The organism is Acinetobacter sp. GW821-FHT01C12, from assembly GCF_059422625.1.
This window is the reverse complement of sequence record NZ_JBWKXD010000007.1, coordinates 110,755-125,194: the sequence shown is the minus strand read 5'-3', so window position 1 is coordinate 125,194 and position 14,440 is coordinate 110,755. Positions and strand designations below refer to the sequence as shown.

At 39.5% G+C, this 14,440-nt stretch carries 11 protein-coding genes; 5 read left to right on the top strand and 6 right to left on the bottom strand.

Translation table 11 applies throughout. From position 1 onward, the window contains the following. The first annotated feature begins 13 nt into the window (after positions 1-13). The gene (locus AC07WY_RS15735; protein WP_056518324.1) at positions 14-370 is read left to right on the top strand and encodes a RidA family protein; all 357 of its coding nucleotides are present in this window, start codon (positions 14-16) and stop codon (positions 368-370) included. A 60-nt stretch (positions 371-430) separates the two neighbouring features. Here the strand turns inward: AC07WY_RS15735 and AC07WY_RS15730 are convergent, their stop codons facing one another. From AC07WY_RS15730 to AC07WY_RS15715, 4 genes are all read right to left on the bottom strand, one after another. After that, on the bottom strand, positions 431-955 hold the full coding sequence (locus AC07WY_RS15730; protein ID WP_262087323.1) for a DUF2726 domain-containing protein: 525 nt from the start codon (positions 953-955) through the stop codon (positions 431-433). A gap of 431 nt (positions 956-1,386) precedes the next feature. Further along, entirely contained in the window at positions 1,387-3,792 is a 2,406-nt protein-coding gene (locus tag AC07WY_RS15725; RefSeq protein ID WP_166782828.1) for a YgiQ family radical SAM protein, read from the bottom strand. Positions 3,793-4,058: 266 nt separating this feature from the next. Further along, complete coding sequence (locus tag AC07WY_RS15720; protein ID WP_262087324.1) at positions 4,059-5,279, bottom strand: MFS transporter; 1,221 nt, start codon at positions 5,277-5,279, stop codon at positions 4,059-4,061. 235 nt (positions 5,280-5,514) lie between these two features. Further along, the gene (locus tag AC07WY_RS15715) at positions 5,515-6,168 is read right to left on the bottom strand and encodes a response regulator (RefSeq protein ID WP_004823671.1); all 654 of its coding nucleotides are present in this window, start codon (positions 6,166-6,168) and stop codon (positions 5,515-5,517) included. A gap of 378 nt (positions 6,169-6,546) precedes the next feature. Between AC07WY_RS15715 and msuE the strand changes: the two genes are divergently transcribed. The 3 genes from msuE (at position 6,547) to ampC (ending at position 9,919) form a co-directional block, all read left to right on the top strand. Next, on the top strand, positions 6,547-7,284 hold the full coding sequence (gene msuE, locus AC07WY_RS15710) for an FMN reductase (RefSeq protein WP_004723461.1): 738 nt from the start codon (positions 6,547-6,549) through the stop codon (positions 7,282-7,284). Between the two features lie 45 nt (positions 7,285-7,329). After that, positions 7,330-8,448 (top strand): dimethylsulfone monooxygenase SfnG, encoded by a 1,119-nt coding sequence (gene sfnG / locus AC07WY_RS15705; RefSeq protein ID WP_494736680.1) that lies wholly within the window; start codon positions 7,330-7,332, stop codon positions 8,446-8,448. A gap of 346 nt (positions 8,449-8,794) precedes the next feature. Further along, positions 8,795-9,919 (top strand): class C beta-lactamase, encoded by a 1,125-nt coding sequence (gene ampC / locus AC07WY_RS15700; protein WP_494736703.1) that lies wholly within the window; start codon positions 8,795-8,797, stop codon positions 9,917-9,919. 216 nt (positions 9,920-10,135) lie between these two features. On the opposite strand, the gene AC07WY_RS15695 is transcribed toward ampC, so the two are convergent. Next, positions 10,136-11,320, bottom strand: coding sequence for an acyl-CoA dehydrogenase family protein (locus AC07WY_RS15695; RefSeq protein ID WP_494736679.1), 1,185 nt, complete (start codon positions 11,318-11,320; stop codon positions 10,136-10,138). A gap of 169 nt (positions 11,321-11,489) precedes the next feature. Further along, positions 11,490-13,433, bottom strand: coding sequence for an acetate--CoA ligase (acs, locus tag AC07WY_RS15690; RefSeq protein WP_096735376.1), 1,944 nt, complete (start codon positions 13,431-13,433; stop codon positions 11,490-11,492). A 293-nt stretch (positions 13,434-13,726) separates the two neighbouring features. On the opposite strand from acs, the gene AC07WY_RS15685 reads away from it, so the two are divergent. Then, positions 13,727-14,308 carry a DUF805 domain-containing protein gene (locus AC07WY_RS15685; protein ID WP_151802238.1) on the top strand — a complete coding sequence of 194 codons (582 nt, stop codon included), beginning with the start codon at positions 13,727-13,729 and terminating at the stop codon, positions 14,306-14,308. The last annotated feature ends 132 nt before the right edge of the window (positions 14,309-14,440 follow it).

Below are 14,440 nucleotides of genomic sequence, written 5' to 3'. Positions count from 1 at the left end.
TTTGAGAATGATCATGACTGTACAACGTTTGCACGTAGAAAAACGCTTTTCTGAAATCGCAATTTCGGGAAATTTAGTTCACTTGGCGGGTCAATTGGCTACGGATTTAAGTTTGGATATCAAAGGGCAAACTCAACAAACCTTAGATATCATTGATCGTTTTCTTGCAGATGCGGGCACAGATAAAAAGCATATTATGTCTGTGATGATTTTTTTAAAAGATATTGAAAATGATTATGCAGGAATGAACGAAATCTGGGATGCATGGTGTTCAGATATGCAAGCTCTGCCGAGAACTTGTGTAGAAGCAAAACTTTATCGACCTGATGTTTTAGTTGAAATGACGGTTGTTGCGGTCAAACCAGAATAAACTCGTTATTAATTTTTGGAAAGCGTAAAAAATGCATGTTTAAACATGCATTTTTTTTGATTAACTATATGCGCGATTTGAGTACAGATCAAACTTCCCCAGTACATGTTCCTCCAACATTTGCGAATGGCTCATTTCTGAAAATTCTGTTAAAAAATCTTCTCGCAAATCCTGATATTCTGGAATTCCCATATAACGAATCACGCGATAACCTGCCGACTGTAACAAAGCATCTTCATAGGTATTTTGATTCGAACGCTTGATCGCATTGATATCATCTAAAGCAATCACAGCTAAAACTTTATAATCTTTGTCCAGCACAACAAAATTTGCAAACATTTGCTGATACTTACGACGTGTATGTAAATATTTTGTCGTTAACAAGGCATCAAAAGATACATGAGCCAAGATATTGGCTTCAGGTAAAATTTCTTTTAAACGCGTAAACGTAATTTGTTCATGTGAGTTAAATACTGCTCTTCTTCGTAAAGCACTATCTGCTTGTTGCTTATTTTTCAATCCTTTATAAGCAGCACCAATCACGACAGCAAGTAATATCAAACTCGCAACGATTATCATGTCCATTTTTCATTTCCTAATTCTTTATTATAATTTGGTCTACGACCAGTTCTTGTGTATCAAAGATACTATTTTTCATCAGTTCAATTTTGTAATATGCCAGACGCATTCTCATATTTGCTTTTTCAAAATAATCAAATAAATCACATTTTTAACTTATTTATTGAACTATTATTTGTTTTATTCACTTGGTATTTCAACCAAATGAATTTAATTGCACCTCATATATAGCGTGTATTGAATGCGAATACAACTGAATTTAATGAATCTTGAGTACTATTGTAGGACAAGGATATTCGAGAATTGTGTGTTTTTAGTACACTAAAGTTTTCAACAGTTTACAGAGAGTTATCCACAGTTGCGTATTTTTATTATTCAATTGCTGATTTAAGAAAGGATGCTTAGGCATCCTTTCTTATTACTATTTTGAACAGTACCTAAGCTCTACTTTTTGACTTAGACTTTGCTTTGCTATTTCCAGCAAATGGTTTTTTATCACCTGTTTCACGCGGCGGTAAACCTGTATGTTGCGTCAGTATTTGACCACGTTCAGGACGCTTTTTAGTATTGGAAGGGCGCGATTGCGTTTTCGCCTGCGAATTACGACTATCTCCAGTACGCTTTTGCGAATCACCATCAACAGTCGAGTTTTTCTTACGCGCAGATTGGTATTGCCCTTCTGTTCCTTGTGGTTGATAAGTTGGAATCAGATGGTGCTTAGAGTTACCAATCAAATCTACCCGGCCCATTTCACGTAATGCATCACGTAGTAATGGCCAGTTGTTTGGATCATGATAACGCAAGAAGGCTTTGTGTAAACGACGACGCTTTTCACCTTTTACAATATCCACACTTTCGGTATAACGAGCCACTTTGGCCAACGGATTTTTCCCCGTGTGATACATCGTGGTCGCTGTCGCCATTGGTGATGGATAAAAGGTTTGCACCTGATCAGCACGGAAACCATTTTTCTTAAGCCAGATCGCAAGATTCATCATGTCATAATCCGTTGTTCCCGGATGCGCTGCGATAAAGTACGGGATTAAATACTGTTCTTTACCCGCTTCCTTACTAAAACGATCAAACATCTGTTTAAAGCGATCATAGGTTCCGATTCCCGGTTTCATCATCTTCGACAATGGACCTTTCTCGGTATGCTCTGGTGCAATTTTTAAATAACCGCCAACATGGTGTTGAACCAGTTCTTTGACATATTCAGGGTTCAATACCGCAAGGTCATAACGTAAGCCTGAACCAATCAGAATTTTTTTGATGCCTTTAAGCGAACGTGCTTTGCGATAAAGTTGAGTAAGTGGCGCATGGTCAGTATGTAAATTTTGACATACACCAGGATACACACAAGAAGGTTTACGACAGTTCTTTTCAATCTCAGGATCTTTACACTGCAAGCGATACATGTTTGCAGTAGGACCACCTAAATCTGAAATGATGCCTGTAAACCCTGGGGCTGTATCACGAATTTTTTCAACTTCACGTAAAATTGATTCTTCTGAACGGTTTTGAATAATACGACCTTCATGTTCAGTAATCGAACAGAATGTACAACCACCAAAACAACCACGCATGATATTTACAGAGAATTTGATCATATCAAATGCAGGGAAACGCGCTTCACCATAAGCTGGATGTGGTAGACGCGCATAAGGCAAGTCAAACACATAATCCATTTCTTCGGTGGTCAATGGAATCGGTGGTGCATTTAACCATACATCACGTTCACCATGCTTTTGTACCAATGCACGAGCATTCCCGGGATTGGTTTCAAGATGCAAGATGCGGTTGGTATGTGCATAAAGTACAGGATCCGTTGCCACTTCTTCAAAAGCAGGCAAACGAATCACAGCCAATTCACGCGGCGGTAATTTATGTTTAATCGCTTTGGATGTCGGCAATAAACGTACAATCTGGGTATTTTCATCCAGTTGATCACCTTCACGAACAACAGGATTTGCCACCAATTCTTTTTGGAAATTTTGGTATTGGGTTAAAGAATTTCCTTTGCCTTGCTCAATTTCGCAACCATCTAAATCTTCAGTCATCACATAAGGATTGATGATTGGATCAACACGGCCAATCGCATCGACATCATTCGATGCAATTTCAACAAACTTGGCTTTAGAAACACGATTAATTTTATTGACGATAAATGCAGTACCACGAACATCAGTGATTTCATGAATTTTTTCGCCTTTGGCAAGACGATGCATAACTTCAACAACAGACCGTTCACCATTGCCATACATCAATAAATCCGCTTTGGAATCCATCAACACTGAACGACGAACTTTGTCTGACCAGTAATCATAATGTGCAATACGGCGTAATGATGCTTCGATACCGCCCAATAATACGGGTACATCAGGAAATGCTTCACGACAACGCTGACAATATACAGTTGCAGCACGGTCAGGACGTTTATTGGGTAAATTGTCTGGTGAATATGCATCATCAGAACGGATTTTACGGTCAGCCGTATAGCGGTTGATCATAGAATCCATATTACCCGCAGTCACACCCCATGCAATATTCGGTTTGCCTAATACTTTAAATGCTTCGGCAGAAGTCCAATCTGGTTGTGCAATAATGCCGACACGGAAACCCTGTGCTTCAAGCGTTCGGCCAATAATTCCTGAACAGAACGATGGATGATCGATATAAGCGTCACCACATACGAGGATAAAGTCACAACTATCCCAACCGAGTTGATCCATCTCCTCGCGTGACATTGGCAAAAATGGTGCTGGTTCAAAGCACGATGCCCAATATTTGTCATAATCAAACAACGCAGTAGGCGCTGTCTGAGCAGTATAAGCGGTCGACATGGTGAGTTTCTCGATTGGCAGTTGGCGATCGGGAGAGATCTAAAATGAAAGTTGATCATTTTACCATGAATTTTACTCATGTTGTTTGATTAAAAAGTAAACATTTCTTCTTGGTCTTCTATTTAGTCTGTTATTGATAGCTTTTTAAGATGTTAAAGGTATTCGTCATACGTTAAAACAGAAAATTTACTCATTATGGCGCATTGTTTAAAAGCGCAGAGAAATTGAATAGAAAAGGTTATTTCACGCTATTTAGATGCAGCCGCTCATACTTTTGCCTGATCTTTATGCTGCGTTTGATTTAGTTTTAAAGCCACCAAGAGCCCGATACAAAGTACACAAGTCATCGTAACTGTTAGGCCAAACCATCCATATTTTTCCCAGACTAAACCACTACTGCTGCCCAAGAAACTTGAACCAAGATAATAACAAAATAGATAAAGCGAAGAACCGACTGCACGATATTGTAAGGATTGTACCGATACCCAACTGCTTGATGTGGAATGGGCAGCAAAAAATGAGAAAGTAAAAATCAATAGACCAATCAAGATCCCCCATAGTGATGGAATCAGCATCATCCATAACCCCAGAATCATGCTTGAGAACATCACAATCAATACCTTACCTCGTCCAAATTGACGACTCCAACTGGCTGCACGAGGTGAACTATAAATGCCTGATAAATAGGCAATCGAAATTACACCAATCCATGTTTGTGATAATTCAAAAGGTTTTTCTAACAGATGATAACTCATGTAATTAAACACGGTCACAAAGCATCCCATCAGAATAAAACCTTCTACAAACAATAATCTGAGCTTTGGGTCCGAAAGATTTTTCTTAAAGGATTCGATAAAACGTGTGAATTGAATGGGATAAGATTTAAAGTGTTTAGAGGCAGGTAAGGCTATGTAAAATGTAATCGCGATCAATAAATTGAGTAGACCAATAATCATTGTCGCAGTTTGCCAAGAGATATAATCCAGCAATACCCCTGCAATCAAACGCCCGCCCATTCCCCCTATCGCAGTACCTGAAATATACAGTCCCATGGCAAAGCCAACATCTTTTTGTGCAATTTCTTCACCGATATAGGTCATTGCAACAGACGCGACACCACTAACAGCCAAACCAATCATCATGCGTGTTGCAAGAAATATCTCCCAATACGGTAAAAATGAACTCAGCAATAACAAGCTTGCCGTGGAAAATAAAGAAATGGCCATGATCTGCTTACGACCATAACGATCTGAAATCAGTCCTGCAAAAAGAAGCCCTAAGGCTAAGGCGATGGTGGAAAATGAAAGCGGGAAACTACTATGGGTTGGTGTAACATGAAAAAAACTTGCCAAAAACGGCATCATCGGCTGAACACAGTACAACGATGAAAATACAGCAAAGCCAGCTAAAAACAATGAAAGTAAAATTGCGATAAAAGGCCGAGTGCCATACTCAATATAAGCTGTAGATTCAGGTGCTTCAGACATAATTATTCCTCATGTCCATTCAGTATACGCCTATTTTTAACTCTTGATAAAAGCTAAAATTTTATTGCAGACAATGCCTTGATGATTCAAGTTAGATATAAATTTTAAATATTTGATTTAGAATAAAATTACATGAGGAAATGCAGAAATAAGAAAATAAAAAAGAGCATATTTTTTAATACACTCTTCTCGTAATTTTTCAATATATTGAGGTTAAATTTAACTAGCAAGAATCTTAAACTTTTCGTTCTTCAATATTGAGTGCATTGATTGCAAGTACTGCTTGAGTACGGTTCTGTACACCTAATTTACGGAAAATTGCCGTCACATGCGCTTTAATGGTCGCTTCCGAAACATCAAGTTCATAAGCAATTTGCTTATTCAATAAACCTTCTGCAACCATCATCAATACCCGGAACTGTTGAGGTGTTAACGATTGAATACGTTCAGCTAAAGCGGTTTCATCTGCGGCACGCGGGTCAAAATTCATATTCGCTGCGGGTAAGTTTGGCGGTAACCAAATATCACCATCCAGCACTTGGCGAATTGCTTCCCCAATATGGCTTGGATGCGCAGATTTAGGAATATAGCCCATTGCGCCATGTGCAATTGCACGTTGAATAATGGACGCATCTTCGTGAGCAGAAACCACAATAATAGGAAGCGCAGGATACTGTGCACGAACATGTACCAATGCAGAGAAACCCGATGCGCCTGGCAGATTTAAATCCAACAAGACGAGATCTGGTTCTGGACCATTTTCCAAACGCTCATAAAATTCATTAACAGCCGCAGTTTCACTAATTTGAGCCTGTGGCAAACTATAACGAACCGCCTGAATTAACGCATGGCGAAACAGTGGATGATCATCAACGATTAAAATATTCATAAGCGAAGCGAGAGATCTCTAGCGCAGTTATTTCATTCTAACCGCACTATTGCTATTTAGGATACGTAAATATTAACGAATTTTTGAATAATTTGTCGGCTTTAATTAAAATTCCCTACATTCTTTAGGTCATTTATCGAAATTAAGATTTGAATATCACTTTTAAATATAAAATAAACAGTTAAAAATGAATTACTTATTCATTTTAAGAATATTATTTAACTTCAAATACTTAAAAGACGAAATCGTGCATTATCCCATATCTTTCCGGTTTATCTTAAAAACAGATAACCAATCTGTTTTTCATTATTTTACAGCGCTTCGCCAAATATAGATTAATGAATGGCATTCCGAGATTCAATTTATTAGGTTGCCAACATGTCTATTTATACTCAACAAAAACCATTAAATATTGTTGCTGTTTCAGGGGGATTAAATAACCCATCAAAAACCGAAAGTTTGGTTCAAGCGATTTTAGATGAGCTGGGTCAGGCAACACCGATTCATGTTCACTTTATTAAATTCAGTGAAATAGGCCATTTGTTAGGGGGCGCAATTTATCGCAACCAACTGCCACAACGTGTTCAAGATGACTTAGCTGCCGTAGAAGCAGCAGATGCGCTCATCGTGGGAACACCTGTTTATCGTGCATCATTTACTGGTTTATTTAAACATTTCTTTGATTTTGTTGAACAAACAGCGCTAGTCGATGTTCCTGTATTGCTTGCTGCATCGGGTGGTAGTGACCGTCATGCTTTAGTTCTAGAACATCAGTTACGTCCATTATTTAGCTTCTTTCAAGCGCAAACGCTGCCTATTGGTGTTTATGCAACAGATCGTGACTTTACACCTGAGTACACCATTAAAAGTGAACACATCCAAGACCGTATCACTTTAGCTGTCGCACGTGCATTGCCAATTTTAGAATGGGCGCCTGCAAAAGGTCAGCGAGCAGAAGTGGTAAAAGCCAAAACAGAACAAGCCAATCAAAATTTAGGCATCAACAAACAGATTGAGCAAGATGATGTGCTTCCTTCCGCGGCGATACCAGACTTGGATGCGGCAGAGTCTCGTCTACATGCAAAATCCAAAACACCACAATCACAGGTTGCTTAAGCGCAACCTTGTTATGAATAAATCATAAAAATTGAGGGTTATGATATGTCACAGTTTTCATCGAATAATGACCAAGCAATTCGATTCGCCTATTGGGTTCCCAATGTCAGTGGCGGTTTAGTGGTCAGTAATATTGAACAACGGACAGACTGGAGCTATGACTACAATGTCCGTTTGGCACAAGCTGCCGAAAAAAGTGGTTTTGAATATGCCCTCACCCAAATTCGTTTTACCGCAGGGTATGGCGCTGAAAATCAACACGAATCTGTGAGTTTTAGTCATGCACTTTTAGCCAAGACTGAAAAATTAAAAGTGATTGCAGCAATTCTTCCGGGACCATGGAAACCTGTTTTAGCCGCAAAACAGTTGGCGACCATTGATTACCTGACAAATGGGCGTATTGCGATTAATGTCGTAAGTGGTTGGTTTCGTGGCGAGTTTGATGCCATTGGTGAGCCATGGCCTGAACATGATGAACGCTATGTTCGCTCAGAAGAGTTTATTCGTACGTTAAAAGGTATTTGGACAACGGATAACTATAGCTTTGATGGTAAATATTATCAGTTTAAAGACTACACTTTAAAACCAAAACCTTTGCAGAAACCCCATATTGAAGTATTCCAAGGGGGTAGTTCACGTGCTGCACGTGACATGGCTTCGCGTGTTTCAGATTGGTATTTCACCAATGGCAACACACCTGAAGAACTAAAGAAACAAATCGATGATATTCGTGAAAAAGCCAAGCTAAATAATCACTCAGTCAAAATCGGGGTCAATGCATTTATCATTGCTCGTGATACTGAAGAAGAAGCAAAAGCGGTGTTGCAAGAGATTATTGACCAAGCTAATGTTGAAGCGGTCAATGCCTTTGGTGATGCAACCCGTGAAGCAGGTGCAGCATCTAAAGAAGGTGAAGGTAACTGGGCAAAATCAACCTTTGAAGACTTGGTGCAATATAACGATGGCTTTAAAACCAATCTGATTGGTACACCGCAACAAATTGCTGAACGTATTGTTGAACTCAAAAATGTAGGGGTAGATCTGGTGTTATCTGGCTTTTTACATTTCATTGAAGAAGTTGAATATTTCGGTGAAAAGGTCTTGCCTTTGGTTCGTCAAATTGAAGAAGCACAAAAAGATCAAATTACTGCAAAATCAGCTTAAGGTTTATCTCTTCATCGATGGTGCTGTGAAAACAACAATAAACAACTAAAACAGCTTTGCAGCTTTCCCTCTTGACTCGGCTTGAGGGATTTTTTTTAGAATAAATAAAAAGCATTTATAAAAATAAAATCGTATAAATTCAGTACAATTATCCTTATATAAATTAGCCAACTTTTGCTTTTTATTTTATTGAGTGTATTTGTTCTATACATATACTCAACAACCACAATCTTGGAAAAAATTTCTTTCAACCTTAAAATACGCCCTTTTTGTAGCATAGATGGAAAAAGTGGGTATGGTAGTTTTAAATAAAACAAAAACGATATTTTGTGTCCTCATTGGCAGTATGAGCTTGACGACCTATGTCAACGCCAACGACATACTTGCAACGTCTATAAAAGTTGAAACTGCGATGAATACTGCATTTCAGCCATTAATGAAAACTTATGCAGTGCCCGGTATGGCAATAGGTGTTTTGTATAACGGGAAAAGTTATGAAAAATACTACGGCGTGCAATCACTTGCGAATGCGAAAGCCGTAAATAAAAATACCCTTTTTGAATTAGGCTCAGTCAGTAAGATATTTACTGCAACAGCAGGCACTTATGCACAAAATTTAGGTAAAACTTCTCTTCAAGACCACCCTGGTAAATATATACCTGCATTAAAAAACTCAGACATTAATCAAGTCACACTCTTAGAATTGGCCACCTATACCAGTGGCAATCTTCCATTGCAATTTCCTGATCAAATAAAAACAGATGCGCAAACACTGCAATATTTTCAAGATTGGAAAGTCAAAAACCCGATTGGTCAATTTCGACAATACTCTAATCCAAGCATAGGGCTATTCGGTGAAGCGACCGCTAAAGCCATGAACATGCCTTTTAGTGCTTTATTAGAACAAGTGATCTTCCCCAAACTAGAACTCCAACATACTTATGTCCAAGTTCCTAAAGCACAACAAAGCAACTATGCTTTTGGTTATGATCAAAATAATCACCCGCTTCGGGTCACTGCTGGCGCTTTTGATGCGCAGGCCTATGGGGTGAAATCTAGCCTACCTGATATGCTACATTTTTTAAATTTAAACTTAAATCCAGATCAAGCCAAAGCAGTGATTAAACCTGCAATTCTAGCGACACATACGGGTTATTTTAAAATGGGTAGTATGACCCAAGCCCTTGGCTGGGAATCATTCAGCTACCCAACCACATTAAACACACTATTAGAAAGCAACTCTGATCGGGTTGTGATGCAATCTAACCCTGTTGAAAAAACCCTCGTGAAGACTGGTTCAAGAGTCTTTCATAAAACTGGCTCTACCAATGGTTTTGGGACCTATGTGATTTATATTCCACAAGAGAATTTTGGTTTAGTGATGTTAATGAATAAAAAAATTCCCAATGCTGAACGAATTAAGGCAGCGTATGAAGTGCTCAATAGCTTAAAGCAAAAATCCAATCCTTGATGCTGAAACACGTCAGATCGGGCCAGGCTTTAACTTTGTGCATTGTTAGATCATTCATGTTGTATCTATTGCAAGGCAACATAATTGTCGCTGTTGGTAGGGGGTATAAGACCTACCCCTTATCCAACACAGATTTTTTTCAATCTAAGATAGGCAATACCAACTACTAAAGCGCTAAGAATGAACTTCTATAAAATGTCATCGCTCAGCTTAGGTTCAAGAATAAAAACTTGGATCAGGCACTTTTCCAGTCAATACCCATTCCCCTACTTCCTGATACTTATAATCAATCGGATCATGCAAAGTCTGAGTACGGACATTTCGCCAAAAACGATCTAAATTCAATTTGGCTGTTGTCGCTCTGGCACCCATCACTTGGAAAATATTTTGCGTTATAAACAGTGAGCTATTGGTTGCAGCAATTTTTGCAGTCGCAATGGCAATTGAGACTTCACCACGTTGTTCTGCTGTTAATTGCTCACCAATATTCCAAGCCGTTTGCAATGCTGCAATGGCTTTATCGGCAAGTAAACGTACACTTTCAAGCTGTACATAAAACTCAGCAAAGTGCTTCTGGGTAAATGGATCATTCACCGCATTTTCAGCCAAAGACGTTGACCATGCTTTCTGACTTTGTATTGTTTGTCTTGCAAGGTCAAAGGCACCTTCAGCAACGCCTAAAAACAGATGCACAAAAATTAATTGCGCAATCAAAGGTCGTAAACTGGAGTAAGGTGTACTTAATGGTCCTGGATTTAACAATAATTCATCTTTGTGAATTTTGACCTGTTCAAAATGACTGGTACCGCTATCTGTTTGGCGCTGCCCCATATTATTCCAATCGCCTAAAAAACTGACCCCTTCTCGACGTGTTGGGATCACAGCTATCAGTAATTTTCCAGCATCATTAAAGCCCGAACAAAGCAGTATGTCTGAATCTATTGATCCTGAGCAAAAGCTTTTATCACCATGAAAAATAAAGTCATTCTCAGTGAGTTGTTGTACCTTCGTGCGCTGATCTAAAGGATTTAAAGTATTGCCCCAAAACAAGTTATTGCGGGCAGTGTGTTCAAACCATGCCGAATATTGTTGAGGTTGAGCAAATAACTGTACGGTGGCGATTAATAAATGATGAAAGCCATATACATGTGCCAAGGAGCTATCGACTTGTGCAATACTTTGAATGGTCTGGAAAATTGTTTTCCAGTTCGCTCCTTGCCCGCCATATTGTTGTGGAATAGACAGTCCCAATAAGCCGCTTTGACGAATCAAATCCCGTTCCAGCTTTGGATTGCCACCTGCTTTATCACGCTCAGCAGCAGTCTGCGCAAATTGTTCTGCCAATTGCTTTGCCGTTGCTAAAGCAGAAAGGTTTACCGCCTGTTGAGGTGCATTCATCATATTTACTCTTATTTCCAGTGCCTTGAGCTTATCAAATCAAGTATGATTTCCTTATCTCAATGCCTGCATTACTTATTCTGTGGTTTGAAAATCAATAACAAAAAAATACCGCTAGAATTTCTCTAACGGTATTCAACTTTTGGCTAGCAAAATCAAGAGGCTTCAATCATTAAGAATTGGCCTTAACCTCCGTAATTAACTGATCTACCACACCTGGATCAGCCAAAGTAGAAGTATCGCCTAAACTATCTAGCTCATTGGCAGCAATTTTTCTCAAAATGCGCCGCATGATTTTTCCAGAACGGGTTTTTGGCAAAGCAGGTGCCCAATAAATTGCATCAGGTGTTGCCACAGGTCCCAGCACTTTACGTACCCAACTGACCAATTCTTTACGTAATTCTTCAGTTTCAGCTTCACCGGCCTGCAAGGTCACATAAGCTGCTATGCCTTGCCCTTTAATCTCATGTGGCATACCAACAACTGCAGATTCAGCGACTTTTGCATGCGCAACTAATGCACTTTCAATTTCAGCAGTGCCCAAACGGTGACCCGAAACATTCAGAACATCATCTACACGGCCTGTAATCCAGTAATAACCATCTTTATCACGACGCGCACCATCACCAGTAAAATAACTGCCCGGATAGGTTGAGAAATACGCTTCAATAAATCGCTCAGGATCGCCCCAAATGGTCCGCATTTGCCCCGGCCAAGAATTCTTAATAATCAAATTGCCTTCTGCTTCACCTTCGAGTTCTTGACCCTCAGCATCAACCAATGCCGGTTGTACGCCAAACAATGGACGAGTGGCCGAACCCGGTTTAAGTGGGGTTGCACCCGGCAGTGGAGAAATTAAAATACCGCCTGTTTCAGTTTGCCACCATGTATCCACAATTGGACAACGGCTTTCACCCACAACGGTATAGTACCAATTCCATGCTTCTGGATTAATCGGCTCACCCACGGTACCCAATAGACGCAAACTGCTACGGTCACTTTCACGCACAAAAGCATCACCCTCACGCATCATGGCGCGGATCGCTGTTGGTGCAGTATAGAGAATGGTAATATTATGCTTATCTACAATATGCCCTGTGCGTGCCCATGTTGGATATTGTGGGATGCCTTCCGACATGACCGTGGTTGTACCATTGGATAATGGTCCATAAAGCACATAAGAATGCCCCGTAATCCAGCCCACATCTGCAGTACACCAGAACACATCATCTTGTTTAATATCAAAAACTTCACGGAAAGTTGAATTGACATAGGTTAAATAACCACCCGTGGTATGTAACACCCCCTTAGGCTTTCCGGTTGACCCAGACGTATACAAAATAAATAAAGGATCTTCGGCATTCACCGGTTCTGGCGGACAGATATCTGTGACCGTCATAATTTCCATGTGATACCACAGGTCACGCCCCTCCTGCATTGTTATTGGATGGCCTGTACGATGCACCACAATCATTTTTTCAACCGAAGTGGTTCCATCCAGCGCCAATGCTGCATCTACATTTTCTTTTAAGGGAATCGTTTTACCACCACGCATACCTTGGTCAGCGGTAATCACCAATTTGGCTTGACTGTCGTCTATCCGACTTGCCAATGAGTCTGGAGAGAACCCACCAAATACCACACAATGCACCGCCCCTATTCGGGTACAGGCCAGCATGGCAATCGCCGCTTCAGGGATCATCGGCATATACAAAATGACTCGATCACCTTTCCCGATTCCATTTTTCTTTAAGACATTGGCAAAACGACATACTTCATCATGCAGTTCTTCAAAAGAAATGATTTTATGGCGAGATGGATGATCCCCCTCCCAAATAATCGCAGGTTTCAGTGGGTGCTCTTTTAAATGACGATCTAAACAGTTGGCACTGACATTCAGTTGCCCATCTGCAAACCATTCAATTTTAAAATTATCTTTGTCGTAGCTGGTGTTTTTTACTTGAGTAAATGGCTTAATCCAGTCCAATTTCTTTGCAGCTTCTGCCCAAAACTCATCTGGATGCTCTACTGACTGTTGATAACGATCGAAGTATTCTTGTTCATTGGTCCTTGCTGTTTTAACAAATTGTTCTGGAACTGGATAGATTTCATTCATATTCTGCTTCCTTGATTTGTCACCTCATCACGAGATGTATGCCTACGTTCTTGATTTTATTTGCTGCATGTGTTCAGTATTACGATAGCGCATTTCGGTTAACAATTGTGCTTTGGTCGTAGACACGGAGGTCACTTTAACCATCGGAAAATCTTAAGTCATTTGCCAAAATATTCGAATTTTCAATATCTATGGAGTTTTTTTGATCTTATAATTTGTATTCAGAAGTGCATATGGTTTTTTTCAGAAAAAAACATTTCCTTACCGAACTCATTCAACTGGATGCGATCGTCATGCAAATACAAGAATCGTCGACTTTTTTTTCAAAGCATCAAGTATCACCAGTAGATCATCCCCTTTCTACTCAAGGCCGCTTTAATCGTTTGAGTTATATTGCTTGGTTTGGATTTTTGCATCTCATTTTTACCATTGCATTGCTTGCCCTCGGTCTAGTCTTTGGCATTGTGAATTTACATTCACTACAATTCAGCCAACATGCGATAAATTCGATTTCAGTATTAGGACAGTTCACTTACCTCGCACTCAGCTGTCTTTATTTATATGGAATGATGGTTGTGATTATTCGCAGGCTGCATGATCGTAATAAATCTGGTTGGTTTATTCTGTTATTGCTGATTCCCATTGTGCAATTCTTGATGCTGCTGTATTTACTCCTTGCACGTGGTTGTAATCGCGCCAATCGTTTTGGTCACCCACGCCCATCGACTTTTATTGAAAAATTAATGGCTTGGCTGATGCTAATAGGCTTTATCATCAGCTTAGTTAGCTCTATAAGCGTAGTGTCATTTATGCTGGGGACTGGAGAAATTGAAAATCCAACAACAATCATTGAAAAAGGGACTAAATATTTTTAAGAAGAATTAATCCTTAATGATGCCTTAACATGAGTTGAATATTGATTCACAAATATTATTTTTATTTGTCCGTCATAAGAAAAACTGTAATCAAAGCTTAACTTCTTTGAAATTTCAGGCAAAATATGCCAA

What these genes read in the sequence shown, in the direction of transcription:
- AC07WY_RS15695 (WP_494736679.1), bottom strand. Translation starts at nt 11,320, where the DNA reads ATGATGAATGCACCTCAACAGGCGGTAAACCTTTCTGCTTTAGCAACG.
- AC07WY_RS15735 (WP_056518324.1), top strand. Translation starts at nt 14, where the DNA reads ATGACTGTACAACGTTTGCACGTAGAAAAACGCTTTTCTGAAATCGCA.
- AC07WY_RS15685 (WP_151802238.1), top strand. Translation starts at nt 13,727, where the DNA reads ATGCAAATACAAGAATCGTCGACTTTTTTTTCAAAGCATCAAGTATCA.
- AC07WY_RS15730 (WP_262087323.1), bottom strand. Translation starts at nt 955, where the DNA reads ATGGACATGATAATCGTTGCGAGTTTGATATTACTTGCTGTCGTGATT.
- ampC (WP_494736703.1), top strand. Translation starts at nt 8,795, where the DNA reads ATGAGCTTGACGACCTATGTCAACGCCAACGACATACTTGCAACGTCT.
- sfnG (WP_494736680.1), top strand. Translation starts at nt 7,330, where the DNA reads ATGTCACAGTTTTCATCGAATAATGACCAAGCAATTCGATTCGCCTAT.
- AC07WY_RS15725 (WP_166782828.1), bottom strand. Translation starts at nt 3,792, where the DNA reads ATGTCGACCGCTTATACTGCTCAGACAGCGCCTACTGCGTTGTTTGAT.
- AC07WY_RS15720 (WP_262087324.1), bottom strand. Translation starts at nt 5,279, where the DNA reads ATGTCTGAAGCACCTGAATCTACAGCTTATATTGAGTATGGCACTCGG.
- acs (WP_096735376.1), bottom strand. Translation starts at nt 13,433, where the DNA reads ATGAATGAAATCTATCCAGTTCCAGAACAATTTGTTAAAACAGCAAGG.
- AC07WY_RS15715 (WP_004823671.1), bottom strand. Translation starts at nt 6,168, where the DNA reads ATGAATATTTTAATCGTTGATGATCATCCACTGTTTCGCCATGCGTTA.
- msuE (WP_004723461.1), top strand. Translation starts at nt 6,547, where the DNA reads ATGTCTATTTATACTCAACAAAAACCATTAAATATTGTTGCTGTTTCA.